Annotated in this window: 15 protein-coding genes; 10 read left to right on the top strand and 5 right to left on the bottom strand. The window is 73.2% G+C overall.

Going from position 1 to position 17,670, the window contains the following annotated elements:
• The first annotated feature begins 212 nt into the window (after nucleotides 1-212).
• From ACH5A8_RS17840 to ACH5A8_RS17855, 4 genes are all read left to right on the top strand, one after another.
• Nucleotides 213-1,874 (top strand): flavin-containing monooxygenase, encoded by a 1,662-nt coding sequence (locus ACH5A8_RS17840; protein WP_399002926.1) that lies wholly within the window; start codon nucleotides 213-215, stop codon nucleotides 1,872-1,874.
• Nucleotides 1,871-2,833, top strand: coding sequence for an alpha/beta fold hydrolase (locus ACH5A8_RS17845; protein ID WP_399002928.1), 963 nt, complete (start codon nucleotides 1,871-1,873; stop codon nucleotides 2,831-2,833). Before ACH5A8_RS17840 ends, ACH5A8_RS17845 begins: the two co-directional genes overlap by 4 nt.
• The gene (locus tag ACH5A8_RS17850) at nucleotides 2,830-3,723 is read left to right on the top strand and encodes an SDR family oxidoreductase (protein WP_399002930.1); all 894 of its coding nucleotides are present in this window, start codon (nucleotides 2,830-2,832) and stop codon (nucleotides 3,721-3,723) included. Before ACH5A8_RS17845 ends, ACH5A8_RS17850 begins: the two co-directional genes overlap by 4 nt.
• Nucleotides 3,724-3,818: 95 nt before the next feature.
• The gene (locus tag ACH5A8_RS17855; RefSeq protein WP_399002932.1) at nucleotides 3,819-4,034 is read left to right on the top strand and encodes a hypothetical protein; all 216 of its coding nucleotides are present in this window, start codon (nucleotides 3,819-3,821) and stop codon (nucleotides 4,032-4,034) included.
• A 236-nt stretch (nucleotides 4,035-4,270) separates the two neighbouring features.
• On the opposite strand, the gene ACH5A8_RS17860 is transcribed toward ACH5A8_RS17855, so the two are convergent.
• On the bottom strand, nucleotides 4,271-8,017 hold the full coding sequence (locus tag ACH5A8_RS17860; RefSeq protein WP_399002934.1) for a S41 family peptidase: 3,747 nt from the start codon (nucleotides 8,015-8,017) through the stop codon (nucleotides 4,271-4,273).
• Nucleotides 8,018-8,177: 160 nt separating this feature from the next.
• Here ACH5A8_RS17860 and ACH5A8_RS17865 point away from each other — a divergent pair, with 160 nt between their 5' ends.
• From ACH5A8_RS17865 to ACH5A8_RS17885, 5 genes are all read left to right on the top strand, one after another.
• Complete coding sequence (locus ACH5A8_RS17865; RefSeq protein ID WP_399002936.1) at nucleotides 8,178-8,777, top strand: TetR/AcrR family transcriptional regulator; 600 nt, start codon at nucleotides 8,178-8,180, stop codon at nucleotides 8,775-8,777.
• Between the two features lie 104 nt (nucleotides 8,778-8,881).
• The gene (locus ACH5A8_RS17870) at nucleotides 8,882-11,083 is read left to right on the top strand and encodes an MMPL family transporter (RefSeq protein ID WP_399002938.1); all 2,202 of its coding nucleotides are present in this window, start codon (nucleotides 8,882-8,884) and stop codon (nucleotides 11,081-11,083) included.
• A 219-nt stretch (nucleotides 11,084-11,302) separates the two neighbouring features.
• Complete coding sequence (locus ACH5A8_RS17875; protein ID WP_399002940.1) at nucleotides 11,303-11,818, top strand: YbaK/EbsC family protein; 516 nt, start codon at nucleotides 11,303-11,305, stop codon at nucleotides 11,816-11,818.
• Nucleotides 11,815-12,660: an EamA family transporter gene (locus ACH5A8_RS17880; protein WP_399002942.1), complete on the top strand. Its 846-nt coding sequence runs from the start codon at nucleotides 11,815-11,817 to the stop codon at nucleotides 12,658-12,660. Before ACH5A8_RS17875 ends, ACH5A8_RS17880 begins: the two co-directional genes overlap by 4 nt.
• Before the next feature lie 136 nt (nucleotides 12,661-12,796).
• Nucleotides 12,797-13,078, top strand: coding sequence for a DUF1876 domain-containing protein (locus ACH5A8_RS17885; RefSeq protein WP_399002943.1), 282 nt, complete (start codon nucleotides 12,797-12,799; stop codon nucleotides 13,076-13,078).
• A gap of 24 nt (nucleotides 13,079-13,102) precedes the next feature.
• Here ACH5A8_RS17885 and ACH5A8_RS17890 read toward each other — a convergent pair whose 3' ends face one another.
• The 4 genes from ACH5A8_RS17890 to ACH5A8_RS17905 form a co-directional block, all read right to left on the bottom strand.
• Nucleotides 13,103-14,311, bottom strand: a complete 1,209-nt coding sequence (locus ACH5A8_RS17890; protein WP_399002945.1) for a serine hydrolase domain-containing protein — start codon at nucleotides 14,309-14,311, stop codon at nucleotides 13,103-13,105.
• An 85-nt stretch (nucleotides 14,312-14,396) separates the two neighbouring features.
• Entirely contained in the window at nucleotides 14,397-15,155 is a 759-nt protein-coding gene (locus ACH5A8_RS17895; protein WP_399002947.1) for an energy-coupling factor ABC transporter ATP-binding protein, read from the bottom strand.
• Nucleotides 15,143-15,904, bottom strand: coding sequence for a cobalt ECF transporter T component CbiQ (cbiQ, locus tag ACH5A8_RS17900; RefSeq protein ID WP_399002949.1), 762 nt, complete (start codon nucleotides 15,902-15,904; stop codon nucleotides 15,143-15,145). Before cbiQ ends, ACH5A8_RS17895 begins: the two co-directional genes overlap by 13 nt.
• Nucleotide 15,905: 1 nt before the next feature.
• Nucleotides 15,906-16,967 (bottom strand): energy-coupling factor ABC transporter permease, encoded by a 1,062-nt coding sequence (locus ACH5A8_RS17905; protein WP_399002951.1) that lies wholly within the window; start codon nucleotides 16,965-16,967, stop codon nucleotides 15,906-15,908.
• A gap of 166 nt (nucleotides 16,968-17,133) precedes the next feature.
• Between ACH5A8_RS17905 and ACH5A8_RS17910 the strand changes: the two genes are divergently transcribed.
• Nucleotides 17,134-17,490: an SsgA family sporulation/cell division regulator gene (locus ACH5A8_RS17910; RefSeq protein WP_399002953.1), complete on the top strand. Its 357-nt coding sequence runs from the start codon at nucleotides 17,134-17,136 to the stop codon at nucleotides 17,488-17,490.
• Nucleotides 17,491-17,670: the final 180 nt, after the last annotated feature.

The raw sequence follows: 17,670 nt of genomic DNA on the forward strand, positions 1-17,670 counted from the left end.
CGCCGCCCGCTCCGTCGTCTCGTCCAGCGTCTTCTGCCACACCGGCAGCCTATGTTGTACCGCCGGTAACTTTCCTTGGCGCACCCCTACCGATCGGTACGGACCTCCTCTACGCTCACCATTGCGCCAGTGTTCACTGGCAGAGTCGTTGGAGGCCGGCGTGGATCGCGCCGGAGGCGTGTCGCTGTAGGCGAGTCATGGAGGGGCGCTCAATGGCCGAGCAGGAGCACGGGAACGGGCATGTGCGGGTGGCGGTGATCGGGTCCGGCTTCGGCGGGCTGGGCGCCGCCGTGCGGCTGCGCCGGGAAGGCATCACCGACTTCGTCGTCCTGGAACGGGCCGGCAGCGTCGGCGGCACCTGGCGCGACAACAGCTATCCGGGGTGCGCCTGCGACGTGCCCTCGCACCTCTACTCGTTCTCCTTCGCGCCCAACCCCGACTGGCCGCGCACCTTCTCCGGCCAGCAGCACATCCGCGCCTACCTGGAGCACGTCGCCGACGTCTTCCGGCTCCGCCCGCACCTGCGTCTCAACTCCGAGGTCAAGAAGATGACCTGGGACAAGGAGCTGCTGCGCTGGCACATCGAGACCACCGGCGGGAACTGGTCCGCCGACGTCGTGGTCTCCGCCACCGGCCCGCTGTCCGACCCGAAGGTCCCCGACATCCCGGGCCTGGACACCTTCCCCGGCAAGGTCTTCCACTCCGCGCGCTGGGACCACGACTACGACCTCGCCGGCAAGCGCGTCGCCATGATCGGCACCGGCGCCTCCGCCATCCAGATCGTGCCCTCCATCCAGCCCGAGGTCGCCCGGCTCACCCTCTTCCAGCGCACCCCGGCGTGGGTGATGCCCCGCATGGACCGCGCCGTCAGCGGCCTGGAGCGCTCGCTGCACCGCGCGCTGCCGGTGACCACCCAGCTGCGCCGCGGACTGCTCTGGGGCATCAGGGAGTTGCAGGTCCAGGCGTTCACCAAGCGCCCCGACGAGCTCGGCTTCGTCGAGCAGTTGGCCAAGCGCAACATGGCCCGCGCGATCAAGGACCCGGAGCTGCGCGCCAAGCTCACCCCGGACTACCGCATCGGCTGCAAGCGGATCCTGCTGTCCAGCACCTACTATCCGGCGCTCGCGCAGGACAACGTGGACGTCGTCGCGAGCGGCCTGAGCGAGGTCCGCGGCTCCACCGTCGTGGCCGCCGACGGCACCGAGACCGAGGTCGACGCGATCATCTTCGGCACCGGCTTCCACGTCACCGACATGCCGATCGCCGAGCGGGTCGTCGGCGCGGAGGGCCGTACGCTCGCGGAGACCTGGAAGGGCGGCATGGCCGCGCTGCGCGGCGCGGCGGCGGCCGGCTTCCCCAACTGGATGACGATCATCGGCCCCAACACCGGCCTCGGCAACTCCTCGATGATCCTCATGATCGAGTCCCAGCTGAACTACATGGCCGACTACCTGCGGCAGTTGAACGTCCTCGGAGGCCGGGTCGCCCTCGACGCCCGGCCGAGCGCGGTGAACGACTGGAACCGCAAGGTGCAGGAGCGCATGAAGCGCACGGTGTGGAACACCGGCGGCTGCACCAGCTGGTACCTGGACGCCAGTGGCCGCAACACCACCATCTGGCCCGGCACGACGACCGAGTTCCGCCGCGCCACCCGGCACGTGGACCTCGCCGAGTACGAGGTCGTGCGGCCCGCGGTGAGCGAGGTCGCGGAGAGCGGTGAGGGCGCCGCGAGCACGGAGAGCGCCGCGAGCGCGGCCGGCACCCGTGCCGCGAAGAGCGCGAAGAGCGCTTCGGGCAAGGCGGGTCCGGCCGGGGCCGAGGGCAAGGGCGACGGCGCCGACGACGCCGGCCCGCAGGTGGAGGTGGGCGCGTGAGCCGCCCGGCCCCCCTCGCCTTCGGCCCGTACGCCCCTCCCGCGGCCGCCCGCGAACTCACCGTCGTCTCCGCGGACGGCGCCCGGCTGCACGTCGAGGTGCACGGTCCGCAGGGCGCCCCCGCCGTCGTGCTCGCCCACGGCTGGACCTGCTCCACCGCCTTCTGGGCCGCGCAGATACGGGATCTGGCCGTCGACCACCGCGTCATCGCCTACGACCAGCGCGGCCACGGACGCAGCCCGGCGAGCCGGTCGTGCGGCACGGAGCAGCTCGCCGACGACCTGGAGGCGGTGCTCGCCGCCACCCTCGCCCCCGGCGAAAAGGCGGTGATCGCGGGCCACTCGATGGGCGGCATGACGGTCATGGCCGCCGCCGGCCGGCCCGGCTTCCACGCGCACGCCGCGGCCGTCCTGCTGTGCAGCACCGGCGCCTCCCGGCTGGTCGCCGAGTCGACCGTCGTACCGATCCGGGCCGGCCGGCCGCGCACCTGGCTGACCCGCCGCGTCCTCGGCTCCCGGGCGCCGCTCGGCCCCGTCACACCGCTCGCCCTGCGCATCCTCAAGTACGGCACGATGGGCGCCGGCACGGCGCCGCACGCGGTCGAGGCGTGCGCGCGGATCGTGCACGCCTGCCCGCGCCGGGTGCGCCACGCCTGGTCACAGGTGCTCGACCTGCTCGATCTCGACGAGGGCGTAAGGCAGTTGAGGGTGCCGGCCGCGGTGATCGTGGGCACGGCCGACCGGCTGACCCCGCCCGTGCACGCCCGCGCGCTGGCCGCCGCGCTGCCGCAGTGCGTCGGCCTGACCGAGCTGCCCGGCCTCGGCCACATGACGCCCATGGAGGCGCCCGAGCGGATCACCGCGAAGATCCGGGAGCTCGTCACGGACTACGCGAGCCCCCACGGCACCGGCAACGACGGCAACGACAACGACGACGCACGGATCGGAGAGGGCGCATGAGCAGGGTCAGCCTGGAGGGGCAGGTAGCGGTCGTCACGGGCGCCGCGCGCGGCGTCGGCGAGCTGCTCGCGCGCAAACTGTCCGCGCGCGGCGCGAAGGTGGCGCTGGTCGGCCTGGAGCCGGACGCGCTCAAGCAGCTCTCGGAGCGGCTGCACGGAGAGAGCGCCCACTGGCACGCCGACGTCACCGACCACGAGGCGATGGCCCGGGTCGCGGCGGAGGTCAAGGAGCACTTCGGGCGGGTGGACATCGTGGTCGCCAACGCCGGTGTGGCGACCGGCGGTCCGTTCGTCGACTCCGACCCGGAGGCCTGGCGGCGGGTGATCGAGGTCAACCTGATCGGTTCGGCGGTCACCGGCCGGGCGTTCCTGCCCGCGCTCACCGAGAGCCGCGGTTACCTGCTGCAGATCGCCTCGCTCGCCGCGATCACCCCCGCGCCGATGATGTCGGCGTACTGCGCCTCCAAGTCCGGTGTGGAGGCGTACGCGCACAGCCTGCGCGCCGAGGTCGGCCACCAGGGGGTGCGGGTGGGCGTGGCGTACCTGTCCTGGACCGACACCGACATGGTGCGCGGGGCCGACCAGGACGACGTGATGCGGGAGTTGCGGCAGCGGCTGCCGTGGCCGTCCAACAAGACCTACCCGCTGGGCCCTGCCGTGGACCGGATCGTGGACGGCGTCGAGCGGCGTGCGGCCCATGTGTACGGGCAGTGGTGGCTGCGCGGGATGCAGGGCGTGCGCGGGTACCTGCCCGCCGTCATCGGGACCGTGGGGCAGCGGGAGATGCGGCGGTTCGCGGACCGGGTGAGCGGGATGCGGATCGGGCTGGTGGGGGCCGGGGGCGCGGCCGACGAGCAGGAGCGGAAGGTCCCGGTCACGCACCGTCGTTGATCGACATGCGCAGGGTCACCGCCCGTGTGAATCTGGTCGAGCCCGATCCCCTCACCCACTTGGGGATCGACTCACCCACACAGGAGTGAAACAGCATGGGCATGAAGGACAAGATCCAGGACCAGGCCGAGCAGCTGCAGCGGAAGGCCCAGCAGGGCCGGCAGCAGGGCCAGCAGCAGGGTCAGCAGCCGGCCCGTGAGAAGGCCGGCCAGGCCGGCCAGCGTGCGTCGCAGCCGCGCGAGCGGGGTCGTCAGAACATCGACGACACGCACGAGCTGGACGACCGCCTCGACGAGGACTTCGACCGGTAACCGGTCGTCCGTCTGCTCGGCTCGTCCGGGACGGCGCGGGGTGCCCTGTGCGACAGGGCGCCCCGCGCTCACGTGTGCCCTGTGCCCCGCGCTCACGTGTGCCCTGTGCCCCGCGCGCCTACCTACGGGTCCCTGTGTCCGGCGCGCTCGCGTGTGTCTCGCGCGCCTGCGGGGTGCCCTGGGTGGCGCCCCTCCCCTTTTCTCGCGCCGGGCGATGCCTGCGCGTCGTGCGTCGCCTACGCGTCGGGCGAGGCGTCGCGCGGGGGGAGCGGGGGGCGGGCGAGGTCGGGGGTGTCCCGGTAGTCCGGCGGGGTGGCGGGCGGGTTGGCCGCGAGGAGTTCCAGGGCGAGTTCGATGGCGTCGTCCATCTCCCGGTGGCGGCCCTCGGCCCAGTCCAGCGGCGTCCGCAGGCTCTCCACGTCGGGTGCGACGCCGTGGTTCTCGACGGACCAGCCGTACGCGTCGAACCAGGCCGCGTTCATCGGGACCGTGATCACCGAGCCGTCGCCGAGGCGGTGCCGGCCGGTCATGCCGACCACTCCGCCCCAGGTGCGCTGGCCGACCACCGGCCCGAGCTTGAGCAGTCTGATCGCCGCCGTGATCATGTCGCCGTCGGAGGAGGTCGCCTCGTCGGCGAGGGCGACGATGGGTCCGCGCGGCGCGTTCGAGGCGTACGACACGGGCTGGGCGTCGCGGGTCAGGTCCCAGCCGAGGATGGTGCGGGTGAGCTTCTCGATGACCAGCTCGCTGATGTGGCCGCCCGCGTTGCCGCGCACGTCGACGATCAGCGCCGGGCGGGACATCTCCATGCGCACGTCCCGGTTGAACTGCGCCCAGCCGGAGCCGCCTAGGTCGGGGATGTGCAGGTAACCGCACCGTCCGTCGCTCAACTCCCGGGTCACGGCACGGCGTTTGGCCACCCAGTCCTGGTAGCGCAGCGGCCGGTCGTCGATCAGGGGCACGACCGCGACCCGGCGGGAGGGGCCGTCGCCGTCCGCCGTCGTGAACGTCAGCTCCACGGTCGTGGCGCCGGACCCGGCCAGCAGCGGGAACGGTCCCGTCAGCGGGTCCACCGGGCGGCCGTCCACGTGGGTCAGCACGGCGCCGTCGCGGATGCCGGTGCCGGCCAGCGGCGAACGGGCGCGGGAGTCGGAGGAGTCGCCGGGCAGGATCCGCTTGACCACCCAGCCGGCGTCGCGGCGTACGAGGTCGGCGCCGAGCAGGCCCTGCCAGCGCTGGTAGTGCGGCGGGCCCTCGTTGCGGCGGGCGGCGGCGACGTAGGCGTGGGAGGTGCCCAGTTCGCCGAGGACCTCGCGCAGCAGGTCGGCGAACTCGTCGGGGGAGGCGACGCGTTCGACCAGCGGGCGGTACTGCGCGAGCACACCGGTCCAGTCGATGCCGCACATCCCCGGATCCCAGAAGTAGTCCCGGATGAGCCGGCCCGCCTCCTCGTAGGCCTGGCGCCACTCGGCGGGCGGGTCGACCGTGTGCAGGATCCGGCGGGTGTCGATCCAGGTCGTGGTGTCGCTGTCGCCGAGTTCGGTGGAGGGGACCGCCCGCAGGTCGCCCTCGTCCACGACGACCAGCCGGGTGCCGTCCCCGCTGATCGTGAACCAGTCGAGGTGGCCCACGAGTTCGGACTTCTTCGCCTTGCTGATGTGGAAGTGCTCCAGCGTCGGCCGACCGGTCATGTCGTTGGGGTTGGCGAACGTCTCGCCGAGCGCGCCGGAGATGGGCCAGCGCAGCCAGACCAGGCCGCCACCGGCGACCGGGTGCAGCGCGGAGTACTTGGAGGCGGTGACCGGGAACGGCGTCACCCGGTTCTCCAGGCCCTCCACCTCCACGGTCACCGCGCCCGGCTCGCCGGTCTCCTCGTCCTCCACCGGGTCCAGCCCGCCGGCCGCCGGGCGGCCCTCGGCGGTGAGGGCGAAGGGGGAGGGGGTCGCGGAGGACAGCGGGAGCAGGTAGGGCTTGCAGCCCAGCGGGAAGGACAGGTCCCCGGTGTGCACGTCGTACACCGGGTCGAAGCCGCGCCAGGACAGGAAGGCGAGGTAGCGGCCGTCGCGGGTGAAGACCGGGTTCTCGTCCTCGAAGCGGCCGTCGGTGACGTCGACGACCGTACGGTCCTTGATGCGGGCCATCCTGATCTGCCGCAGCGAGCGGCCGATGCCCGGCTGCGACCAGGTGACCCAGGCCCCGTCCGGGGAGAACGCGAGGTCCCGCACGGGCCCGTTCTCCGACCGCACCAACTCGGTGACGAGCCCTCCGGGGGGTGCGGCGGGGGGTTCGGCTCCGCTGGCGGCCGGGGCTTCGCCCGGGGGTGCGGGGGTGCCGGCTCCGCCGGGGGCTCGGGCTTCGCCGGGGGGCTCCGTGGTTCCGGCCCCGGCGGCAGGTCCGGAGGCGCCGACCCCGCCGACCGGTGCGGTTCCGTCGGAGACCTCGGACGTCCCGGCCCCGTCGGCGGCCTCGACCTCTCCGGCGCCTCGCGCCCCCTCCGGAGCTTCCGCCACGGCGGACTCCCCAACCCCACCAGCCCCGACAGGTTTCTCAGCCCCACCAGCCCCGCCAGGCTTCTCGCTGCCACCAGCCTGTCCGGGCTCGCCAAGCTCCCCAGCCTCGTCGCGAGCCTCCTCAGCCCCACCGCCCCCACCGTCCCCCTCCGCGCCCCCTTCGCTCACCGCGCCCCCGGCTCCCGCCTCGTCGCCCTCCCCGTCCCCCGCCCGCAGAAGGTCCCCCACGCCCCCGCCGCTTTCCGCCTCCTCCGACACGTCGACCAGCAGCAGGCGGCCGTCGTGGGAGGCGAGGGCGAGGCGTTCCCCGTCCGGGTCGGAGACCATCTCCAGGACGCGGCCCAGTTCGCCGGAGGCGAGCCGGCGCGGCGGGCGGGCCCCGGTGGCGCGCGGCAGGTCGGCGATCTCGACGGCGTCCTCGCCGCCCGCGTCGGTGACGTAGGCGATCCGCCCGCTCGCGCCGAGCATCTCCGGCAGCCGGACCCGTACGCCGGGGGTGTCGCTGATCGTGCGCGCGGGCCCGTCGCGATGCGTCAGCCAGTACAGCGAACCCCGTACGACCACGGCGCTGGCCCGGCCCGTCTCGTCGACGGAGATGCCGTCCACGTGCTGGGCGGCCGGCACCGGGTAGCGGCGGCGCCCCGCCCGCGGCCCGCTCAGCCGCACCTCCAGCTTTCGCGGCCGCGAGTTCGCGGACAGGTCGTCCACGAGCCACAGGTCGCCCGCGCACTGGTAGACGACCCGGGTGCCGTCGCCGGCGGCGTGCCGGGCGTAGAAGGCGTCGTGGTCGGTGTGGCGGCGCAGGTCGGAGCCGTCGTAGGCGCACGAGTAGAGGTTGCCGACGCCCTCGTGGTCGGAGAGGAAGGCGATCCGGCCGCCGACGAACAGGGGGCAGGCCAGATGGCCGCCGAGGTCGGGCAGCAGCCGCTGTCCGTGCAGCCACAGCCGGCCCGTCGCGCCGCCCCGGTAGCGCTTCCAGGAGGCGGGTTCGTGCGGCGGGGTGCCGGTCAGCAGCAGGCTCCTGCGCTCGCCGTCGACGTCGGCGGCCTGGAGGTCGGAGACCGGCCCCCAGGGCAGTTTGCGGCCGGGGGAGCCGTCGGTGGCGACCTTGTAGGCCCAGGTGAAGTAGGAGAACGGCTCGCCCTGCGAGGTGACGGCGAGGATCTCCGCGCCGCCGATCTCGTCGGGTGGGGACCAGCCGCACACCCGGGTGTCGGAGCTGCCCCAGTACGTCAGCTGCCGGCCGGGCCCGCCGTCCACCGGGACGAGGTGGATCTCGGGCGCGAGGCTGCGCCAGCTGGTGTAGGCGATGTGGCGGCCGTCGGGGGAGAAACGCGGGTGGCCGGTCTTGGTGCGGTCCACGGTGAGCCGCCAGGCCCGGCCCGCTCCGTCGAGCGGGGCCAGCCACAGATCGTCCTCGGCCACGAAGCACAGCAGGTCGCCGCTGATGTGCGGCAGGCGCAGATAGCTCACCAATCCAGCTTTCGCCCGGGGCTGGAGCGCAGCAACTTATGCGGAACCGACGAACGTGACCCAACGCACGTACGAAACGGTTTCGTTTCGTTGTGGCGGTGCGCTACATTCGTGGTGTACGAAACCGTGTCGTTCGGAGCGGAGCGGGAAGGAGGGCGGGATGAGCGAGATGGCGACCACGCGTCGGAGCCGCATCACGCCCGAGCGCGAGGCCGAGCTGTACGCGGCCGTGCTCGACCTGCTCCGCGAGGTCGGCTACGACGCCCTCACCATGGACGCCGTCGCCGCCCGCACCCGATCCAGCAAGGCCACGCTCTATCGCCAGTGGGGCGGCAAGGCCGAGCTGGTGGTGAAGGCCGTACGGCACAACAAGCCCGGGAAGACGGACGGGACCGACACCGGCTCCCTCCGCGGCGACCTGCACTCCCTGGTCGCCGGTGAGGACGACTGCACCATGGAGCAGAACTCCGCGCTGATGCGGGGCCTGGCCATGGCGGTGCACAACAACCCCGACCTCAGACAGGCCTTCCGGGAACAGCTCATCGAGCCGGAGACGGCCGCCTTCCACCGGATGCTGCGGCGGGCCGTCGAGCGGGGCGAGGTGCGGGCGGACTGCCCCGCACTGGACTTCGTCGTGCACATGATGGCCGGCGGCTTCGTCGTCCGGACGCTGATGGAGGACCAGCCCCCGACCCAGGAGTTCCTCCGTTCGTACATCGACGCCGTGGTCCTCCCCGCCCTCGGCGTGCCGACCTGCTGACACCCACTCCCCAGTAAGCCCACCTTCTGACGTCACCGCTCACGTCGTCGGGCTGATCAACCCTGCCCAAGTACCACCCAACGACTGACCGGGAGTACGCCCAAGTGGCCACGTTCCTGTACAAAATAGGCCGTCTCGCCTTCCGACGACGGCACTTCGTCGCCCTGATCTGGGTGGCGCTGCTGACGCTCGCGGGCGTCGGCGCCGCCTCCGCGCCCCCCGCGGGCAACACGTCCTTCTCCATCCCCGGCACCGAGGCGCAGAAGGCCTTCGACCTGCTGGAACAGCGCTTCCCCGGGGCGAGCGCCGACGGCGCGACCGCGCGCGTGGTGTTCAAGGCGCCCGGCGGCGAGAAGATGACCGACGTCGGCAACAAGGCGACCGTGAAGAAGACGGTCAAGGAGCTGTCCGCCGGCTCCGAGGTCGCCTCCGTCGCCGACCCCTACGCCGGCCACGCCGTCAGCAAGGACGGCACCATCGCCTACGCGTCGGTGAAGTACAAGGTCTCCGGCATGGAGCTGGAGGACTCCTCCCGCACCGCGCTGCAGGACGCCGCGGACGACGCGCGCAAGGCCGGGCTCACGGTGGAGATCGGCGGTGACGCGCTCAACGCGGCGCCCGAGACCGGCGCCACCGAGGTCATAGGCATCGCCATCGCGGCCGTCGTCCTCGTCATCACCTTCGGCTCGCTGCTCGCCGCCGGTCTGCCGCTGCTGACCGCGATCATCGGCGTCGGCATCGGCGTCTCCACGGTCACCGCCCTCGCCAGCGCCCTCGACCTGGGCACCACCACCTCCACCCTGGCCTCGATGATCGGCCTCGCGGTCGGCATCGACTACGCGCTGTTCATCGTCTCCCGCTACCGCGCCGAACTGGCCGAGGGCCGCTCCCGCGAGGAGGCCGCCGGCCGCGCCGTCGGCACCGCCGGCTCGGCGGTGGTCTTCGCGGGCCTGACCGTCGTCATCGCCCTGGTCGGCCTGTCCGTCGTCAACATCCCGATGCTGACGAAGATGGGCATCGCCGCGGCCGGCACGGTCTTCATCGCCGTCCTGATCGCCCTGACCATGATCCCGGCCCTGCTCGGTTACGCCGGCCGCAGGGTCAAGCCGGCCGGCGAGAAGAGCAAGCTGCTCGGTGGCGCGCGCGCCGCCAGGAAGCCGGCCGGGCCGAACATGGGCACCCGCTGGGCGAGCTTCGTCGTCCGCCGGCCCGTCGCCGTGCTGCTGCTCGGCGTGATCGGCCTGGGCGCCGCCGCGGTCCCCGCCGCCTCCCTGGAGCTGGGCCTGCCCGACGACGGCTCCCAGCCCGTCTCCACCACCCAGCGCCGCGCCTACGACCTGCTCTCCGAGGGCTTCGGCCCCGGCTTCAACGGCCCGCTGATGGTCGTCGTCGACGCCAAGGACAGCGCCCACCCGAAGGCCGCCTTCACCGAGGTGACCGACGAGATCAAGGGCCTCAAGGACGTCGTCACCGTCACCCCGGCACAGCCCAACAAGGCCGGCGACACCGCCACGGTCACCGTCGTCCCCAACTCCAAGCCGTCCTCCACCACCACCGAGGACCTGGTCCACGCCATCCGCGACGCGGGCGACGGCATCAAGGCCAAGACGGACGCCGAGGTGCTGGTCACCGGGTCCACGGCCATGAACATCGACGTCTCGCAGAAGCTGAACGACGCCCTGGTCCCGTACCTGGCGCTGGTCGTCGGCCTCGCCTTCCTCCTCCTGATCGTGGTCTTCCGCTCGATCCTGGTCCCGCTGAAGGCGGCGCTCGGCTTCCTGCTCTCGGTGCTGGCCGCGCTCGGCGCCGTGGTCGCGGTCTTCCAGTGGGGCTGGCTGTCCGGCCTGATGGGCGTGGAGCAGACCGGACCGGTCATGTCGATGATGCCGATCTTCATGGTGGGCGTCGTCTTCGGTCTCGCCATGGACTACGAGGTCTTCCTCGTGACCCGGATGCGCGAGGCGTACGTCCACGGCGAGAAGCCGACGCAGGCGGTCGTGACCGGCTTCCGGCACGGCGCGCGGGTCGTGACGGCCGCCGCGGTCATCATGATCGCCGTCTTCTCCGGCTTCATCGGTTCCAGCGAGTCGATGATCAAGATGATCGGCTTCGGCCTGGCGATCGCGGTCTTCTTCGACGCGTTCATCGTCCGCATGGCCATCGTCCCGGCGGTCCTGGCGCTGCTCGGCCGCCGCGCCTGGTGGCTCCCGGCCTGGCTGGAGCGCGCCCTGCCCAACGTCGACGTGGAGGGTGAGGGCCTGCGCGAGAAGGACGCCGACGAGGACCGCGAACTGGTCCACGCCTGACACCCCGCCTCCGGCGGCCGAACGGCCGGTGAGGACCCCGCACGGGCCCTCGCCGGCCGTTCGGCCGTACACACCCCCGGGTGAGCCGCGGCCGGAACAGCCGGACGGCCGTGTCGGCGGTGGAGGCCGTGTGCCGTGCCCCGCCGGGTGGTCCCGGGCCCCGAAGAGGCGGGGGAAAACCCCGTGAGGGCTTCCTCGGCGATGACGTACCGTGCCCCCATGACGACCGCAGCCGACACCGACGCCGGAGGGTCCGGCGCCCACCCCCGTTTCGCCGAGGCTCTGCGGGGGCTCGGGCTCGACGATCTGCTCGCGCGGACCCGGCGGTTCCCGGAGGCGACCCGGACCGCCGCCGAGGCCGCGGCCGCCGTCGGGTGCGAGCTGAGTCAGATCTGCAAGTCGCTGATCTTCGCGGCGGACGCCGAGCCGGTGCTCGTGCTCATGGACGGGGCCTCGCGAGTGGACGTGGAGCGGGTGCGGGCGGAGCTGGGGGCCGCGAAGGTCACCCGGGCCCGGGCCGATGTCGTACGGGAGACCACCGGGTACGCCATCGGAGGCGTGCCGCCCTTCGGGCACCGGACGCGGACGCGTGTCCTCGCCGACCGGTCGCTGCTCGCGCACGACCTCGTGTGGGCGGCGGCCGGCACGCCGTACACCGTCTTCCCGATCGAGCCGAAGGACCTCGTCGCGCACGCCGGCGCCACTCTCGTGGACGTGCGCGAGCGCGCTTCGTGACCCCGCCGGTGGCCGCCGCGGTCCTGTTGGCGGCGGTCACACACGCCTGCTGGAACGCGCTCGCGCACAGGATCCCGGACAAGCTCGTCGCCTTCGCGCTGATCTCCGGCGGCGGGCTGCTGATCGGCGGGGTCGCCGCGGCGTTCACGCCCGTGCCGGCGGCGGGGGCGTGGCCGTACCTGCTCGCGTCCGCGGTGATCCACGTCGTGTACTACGCCCTGTTGATGACGTCCTTCCGGCTCGGCGACTTCGGGCAGGCCTATCCGATCGCGCGCGGCACCGCGCCACTGGTCGTCACCGCCCTCGCGGCCGTCTTCGCGCACGAGCTGCCCGACGGCTGGACGACGGCGGGCATCGCCCTGTCGTGCGCCGGGCTGACCGGCGTCGCGCTGTGGGGACTGCGCGGCCGGCGGCCCGACTGGCGGGCGATCGGCGCCGCCCTGGCGACCGGGCTGTCCATCGCCGCGTACACCGTCGTCGACGGGCTCGGCGTCCGCGCCTCCGGCACCTCCCTCGGCTACATCGCCTGGCTCATGGCGGTCCAGGGGGCGGTCGTCCCCGCCTGGGCCGCGTACCGGCTGCGCGCGGGGACGGTGGCCGCGCTGCGTCCGCACGCCGCCCTCGGCCTGCTCGGCGCGGCCCTGTCCGTCACGGCGTACGGACTCGTGCTGTGGGCGCAGACCGGAGCGGACCTCGCTCCCGTCTCGGCGCTGCGCGAGTCGTCCGTCCTCGTCGGCGCCGCCATCGGCGCGCTGTTCTTCAAGGAGCGCTTCGGGGCGCCGCGCATCGCGGCGGCCGGGCTGCTGGTCGCCGGCATCGGCCTGATGCTGCACACGGGCTAGCAGCCGGGCCGGCGCCCCGCCCCGCCGCGCCGCGCACCGGCCGGGGCCGAGGCCAACCGCCGGAGGTCTGATGCTGCGCGCCGGTCAGGAAAGGAGCACCCTGGAAGCAGGTGTTCCGGAGGTGATGGACATGGCGATGGACACGACGAATACCGCAGTGGGATGGCATGTCGAGCTGGAGTTCAAGGAGGACGACCAGCACACCAAAGCCGCGGCGATGGTCCGTCTGCCCGACGGCAGCGCGGTCCGCGCGCACGGCAGCGCCAGCCGGCACCGCACCGACTCCAACCAGCCGCGGATCGGTGAGGAGATCGCCGGCGCCCGCGCCCTCAACGAACTCGCCGAGCAGCTGCTCACCAAGGCGCACGGCGAGATCGACCAGGCCTCGGGTCGCACCTCCCAGCCCATCCACATGTGAGGCGCCCCGCGCGCCCGCGGACCGCTAAGCCGCCGTCGCCGTGGCGGTTCGCACCGCCCGGACCAGGGCCTGCGCCCTCGGGTCCGCCGTCACGTTCGTGCGGAAGCCGTTGGTGACGTAGCCGAAGGCGACGCCCGACTCCGGGTCGGCGAAGCCGAGGGCGCCGCCGCGGCCGGGGTGGCCGAAGGAGCCCGGGGCGAGCAGCGGCGACGCGCCGCCGTGCAGCATGTAGCCGAGGCCGAAGCGGGTGGGGACGACGAGGACCCGGTCCGCTCCCGCCGAGGCCTCCGCGCGCGCCCGCTCCATCGTCTCGGGCGTGAACAGGCGGGCGCCGCCGTCCACGTCGCCGATCAGCGAGGCGTAGAAGCGGGCCAGGCCGTCGGCGGTCGCGATGCCGTTGGAGGCGGGCAGCACGGCGGAACGGTAGGCCGGGTCGTTCTCGTCGGCGTGCGGGGTGATCGCGCCGAAGGACCGGCTGGTGAGGGAGCCGGGGTCGGCGTAGGCCTCGGCTACCGCGCGCTTGGGGCGGGTCCGCAGGCCGCCGTTCTCCGTGGCCGGGGGCTCGACCGGGCCCACCCGGCCCACACGGGGGCGTTCCTCCTCGGGCAGGCCGACCCACAGCTCCGCGCCGGCCGGCCCGGCGATCTCGTCCGCGATCCACTCGCCGACGGACCGTCCGGTCACCCGCCGCACCAGCCCGTCCGTCAGCCAGCTGTACGTCTGCGCGTGGTAACCGTGGTCGGCTCCCGGTTCCCAGGCCGGGGCCTGCGCGGCGACGGCGTCAGCGCCGAGCACCGGATCGGCGGCCCGCTCGGGCGTCAGCGGCACGTCCAGCGCCGGTACGCCCGCCCGGTGGGCGAGCAGGTGCCACACCAGCGTCCGCTCCTTGCCCGCCGCCTTGTACTCGGGCCAGTACGTCCCCACCGGCGCGTCCAGGTCCAGCCGCCCGCGCTGGTGCAGCAGCAGGAGCACGGCGGCGGCGACGCCCTTGGTCGCCGAGCGCACGATCTGCGCGGTGCCCCGCTCCCAGGGAGCCGAGTCAGCCGCGCCGTCCACGTCCCGCGTCCCGGCCCACAGGTCGACGACCCGGTGCCCGTCCCGGTACACCGCGACCGCCGCGCCTCGCTCGCCGCGCGCGGCGAAGTTCTCCGCGAACGCTTCCCGGACCGGCTCGAAGCCCTCGGCCACCGTGCCGTTCACGTCCACGCCCACGTCCGTACTCCCGTCACTCATCACCCGCAGCCGCCGCTCGCCTGCGACAGTGAGTGGAACACGGGCGTGCCGCCTGCGATTCCTCGGGGGGCGTGTGCGGGCGGGCTCAGGCGCGAGCCGTCACGGAGCGCGGGTCGAAGCCGAACGGCAGCTCCAGGCGGTGGGCGCGCATCAGGGCGTCGTCGGAGAGCAGCTCGCCGGTCGAACCGTCCGCCGCGATCACGCCGTCGCTGAGGATCAGCGCGCGCGGGCACAGTTCGAGCGCGTACGGGAGGTCGTGCGTGACCATGAGCACGGTCACGTCCAACGAGCGCAGGATGTCGGCCAGTTCGCGGCGGGAGGCGGGGTCCAGGTTGGAGGAGGGCTCGTCCAGGACCAGGATCTCCGGCTCCATGGCGAGGACGGTCGCCACCGCCACCCGGCGGCGCTGCCCGAAGGACAGGTGGTGCGGCGGGCGGTCGGCGAACTCCGCCATGCCGACCCGCTCCAGGGCCGTGCGCACCCGCTCCTCCAGCTCCGGCCCCTTCAGCCCGGCCGCCGCCGGACCGAACGCCACGTCCTCGCGCACGGTCGGCATGAACAGCTGGTCGTCCGGGTCCTGGAAGACGATGCCGACCTTCTGCCGGATCTCGGCCATGTGCCGCTTGCCGACCGGCAGTCCGGCCACCGTCACCGTGCCGGCGCCGCCGCCGAGGATGCCGTTGAGATGCAGCACGAGGGTGGTCTTGCCGGCGCCGTTCGGGCCGAGCAGCGCCACCCGCTCGCCGCGCTCGATCGCGAAGTCCACGCCGAAGAGGGCCTGGTGTCCGTCTGGGTAGGCGAAGGCGAGGCCCGAGACCTCGAGAGAAGCAGTCACAGGACCCATCCCAGCAGACAGACGACGAGCGCGGCACAGGGGAGGCCCAGTGCGGACGACCACTGGGCCCGGGAGGCGGTCACCTCGTCGATGACCGGCATCGAACCGGCGTAGCCGCGGCTGACCATGGCCAGGTGGACCCGCTCGCCGCGCTCGTAGGAGCGGATGAACAGCGCGCCCGCCGACTTGGCGAGCACTCCCCAGTGGCGCATCCCGCGCGCCTCGAAGCCGCGGGACTCGCGGGCGATCCGCATCCGCCGCATCTCGTCGGTGATGACGTCGCCGTAGCGGATCATGAAGGAGGCGATCTGCACCAGCAGCGGGGGCAGCTTCAGCCGCTGCAGGCCGAGCAGCAGTTCGCGCAGTTCGGTGGTGGCGGCCAGCAGCACTGAGGCGGCGACGCCGAGGGTGCCCTTGGCGAGCACGTTCCAGGCGCCCCACAGGCCGTTCACGCTCAGCGACAGCCCGAGGACGTGCACCCGCTCGCCCTCGGCGACGAACGGCATCAGCACCGCGAACGCGACGAACGGCACCTCGATCAGCAGCCGCTTCAGCAGGAAGCCGGCCGGCACCCGGGCCGCGCCGGCGACGACGGCCAGCAGCACGGCGTACAGGGCGAACGCCCACATCGCCTCGCGCGGGGTCGACACCACGACCACGACGAAGGCGAAGGCGGCGGCGAGCTTGGTGTGCGGCGGCAGCCCGTGCACGGACGAGTGCCCGTGCCGGTACAGCCGGTGCGCGTGTCCCGCGCCCATCTCAGACGGCCCGCGAGACGGAGGAGGGCCCGGCGGCGTCGGCGTCCGTACGGCGCCGGCGCACGATCCAGAAGACGGTGCTGCCGACGACGACGGTGACGCCGACGCCGATCACGCCCGCGAGCCCGCCGGACAGCCGGGCGTCGGAGATGTCCTTCACGCCGTAGTCGGCGAGCGGGGAGTCCTCGTTGGTGTGCGGCTTCTCCTTCTGGTCGATGCCCTTGTCGTGGGCGACCTTCTCCAGGCCGTCGGGGCTGGCGGAGGCGTAGAAGCTGACGAAGCCGGCGAGGATCAGGGAGGCGACCAGACCGGTGATCCACACCTTGCGGTGTGACCGGGCGGCGACCGGGACGGGGGCCGGCTCGGCGGCGGGCGCGTCGACGAGCTCGCCGTTGACCCGCAGCTTGAGGCGCTGCTCCAGGCCGCGCGCCCCGTGCACCAGGTCCGGCCGCACGGCGATCACGGCGCCGACGGTCAGCGCGGTGATCACGGCCTCGCCGACGCCGATGAGGACGTGCACGCCGATCATGGCGGTGGCGACCTTGCCGATGGACACGTCGGTCGTGCCGCCGATCGCGTAGATCAGCGTGAAGACGACCGCGGCGGCCGGGACGGAGAGCAAGGCCGCCGCGAAGGACGCGACGGTCACCGAGCGGCGGCGGCGCGGCAGCACCTTCACCAGGCCGCGGAAGACGGCGTACGCGACGACCGTCGTCGTGATCGCCATGTCGGTGATGTTGACGCCGAGCGCGGTCAGGCCGCCGTCGGCGAAGAGGATGCCCTGCATCAGCAGGACCACCGACACGCACAGGACCCCGGTGTAGGGGCCCACGAGTATCGCCGCGAGGGCGCCGCCGAGGAGGTGGCCGCTGGTGCCGGCCGCGACGGGGAAGTTGAGCATCTGCACCGCGAAGATGAACGCGGCGACCAGGCCGGCCAGTGGCGCGGTCCGCTCGTCGAGTTCCCGGCGGGCGCCGCGCAGGCTCACGGCGAGGGCGCCGGCGGCTACGACACCGGCGGCGGCGGAGGTGGGGGCGTTGATGAATCCGTCAGGCACATGCACCGTTCGAGGATAGCGGGCAGTTGCGAACGAGTTGCAAGAGCGAGTGCCTCGTGGGCGACGGACGGTTCAGGAAGCGCTCTCCGGGAAATGTGCGACATTGGAAAGAACGGGGATGCAAGAGGATGGACAGCTTTCGTGGGGGTCACTGAGCGTAAGGGGTCATCCGATGCCGGTAGTCGAGCAGTACGCGCGAGCCCACATAGTCACCGACGACGAGGTGCGCGACGAGCCCGGCGCCGTGCCGGTCGTCCTGCGCTACGACCCCGAGGAACCCAGGTCGGTCCGGGTCAGGCTGCCCGACCGGCACGAGTGGACCTTCTCCCGCGCGCTGCTCGAACAGGGGCTGCGCTCCCCGGCCGGCACCGGTGAGGTGCGGGTGTGGCCGTGCGGCCGGGTGCAGGCCGTGGTCGAGTTCCATTCCGCCGGGGGCGTGTCGGTGGTGCAGTTCGAGACCAGCACGCTGACGCGGTTCCTGCGGCGGACGTACTCGGCGGCGGAGACGCCGGCGGTGGCGCACAGCTGACGGACCACCCGGGACCGCGACCTGGAGCGTTGCCTGAGACCGCTGTCTGAGACCGCTTCCAGGGCGCGTCGCCCGGGCCCGCTGCCAGGGGCCGAACGGGGCGCCGTCCGCAGTGCCGCTCGCGGTGCCGTCCGCCCTGCCGCCCGGGCCGCGGTCCGGGGGCGCCGTCCAGCCCGTCAC

It is taken from the genome of Streptomyces sp. NPDC018610 (assembly GCF_044391765.1).
In the GTDB taxonomy this organism is placed as follows: domain Bacteria; phylum Actinomycetota; class Actinomycetes; order Streptomycetales; family Streptomycetaceae; genus Streptomyces.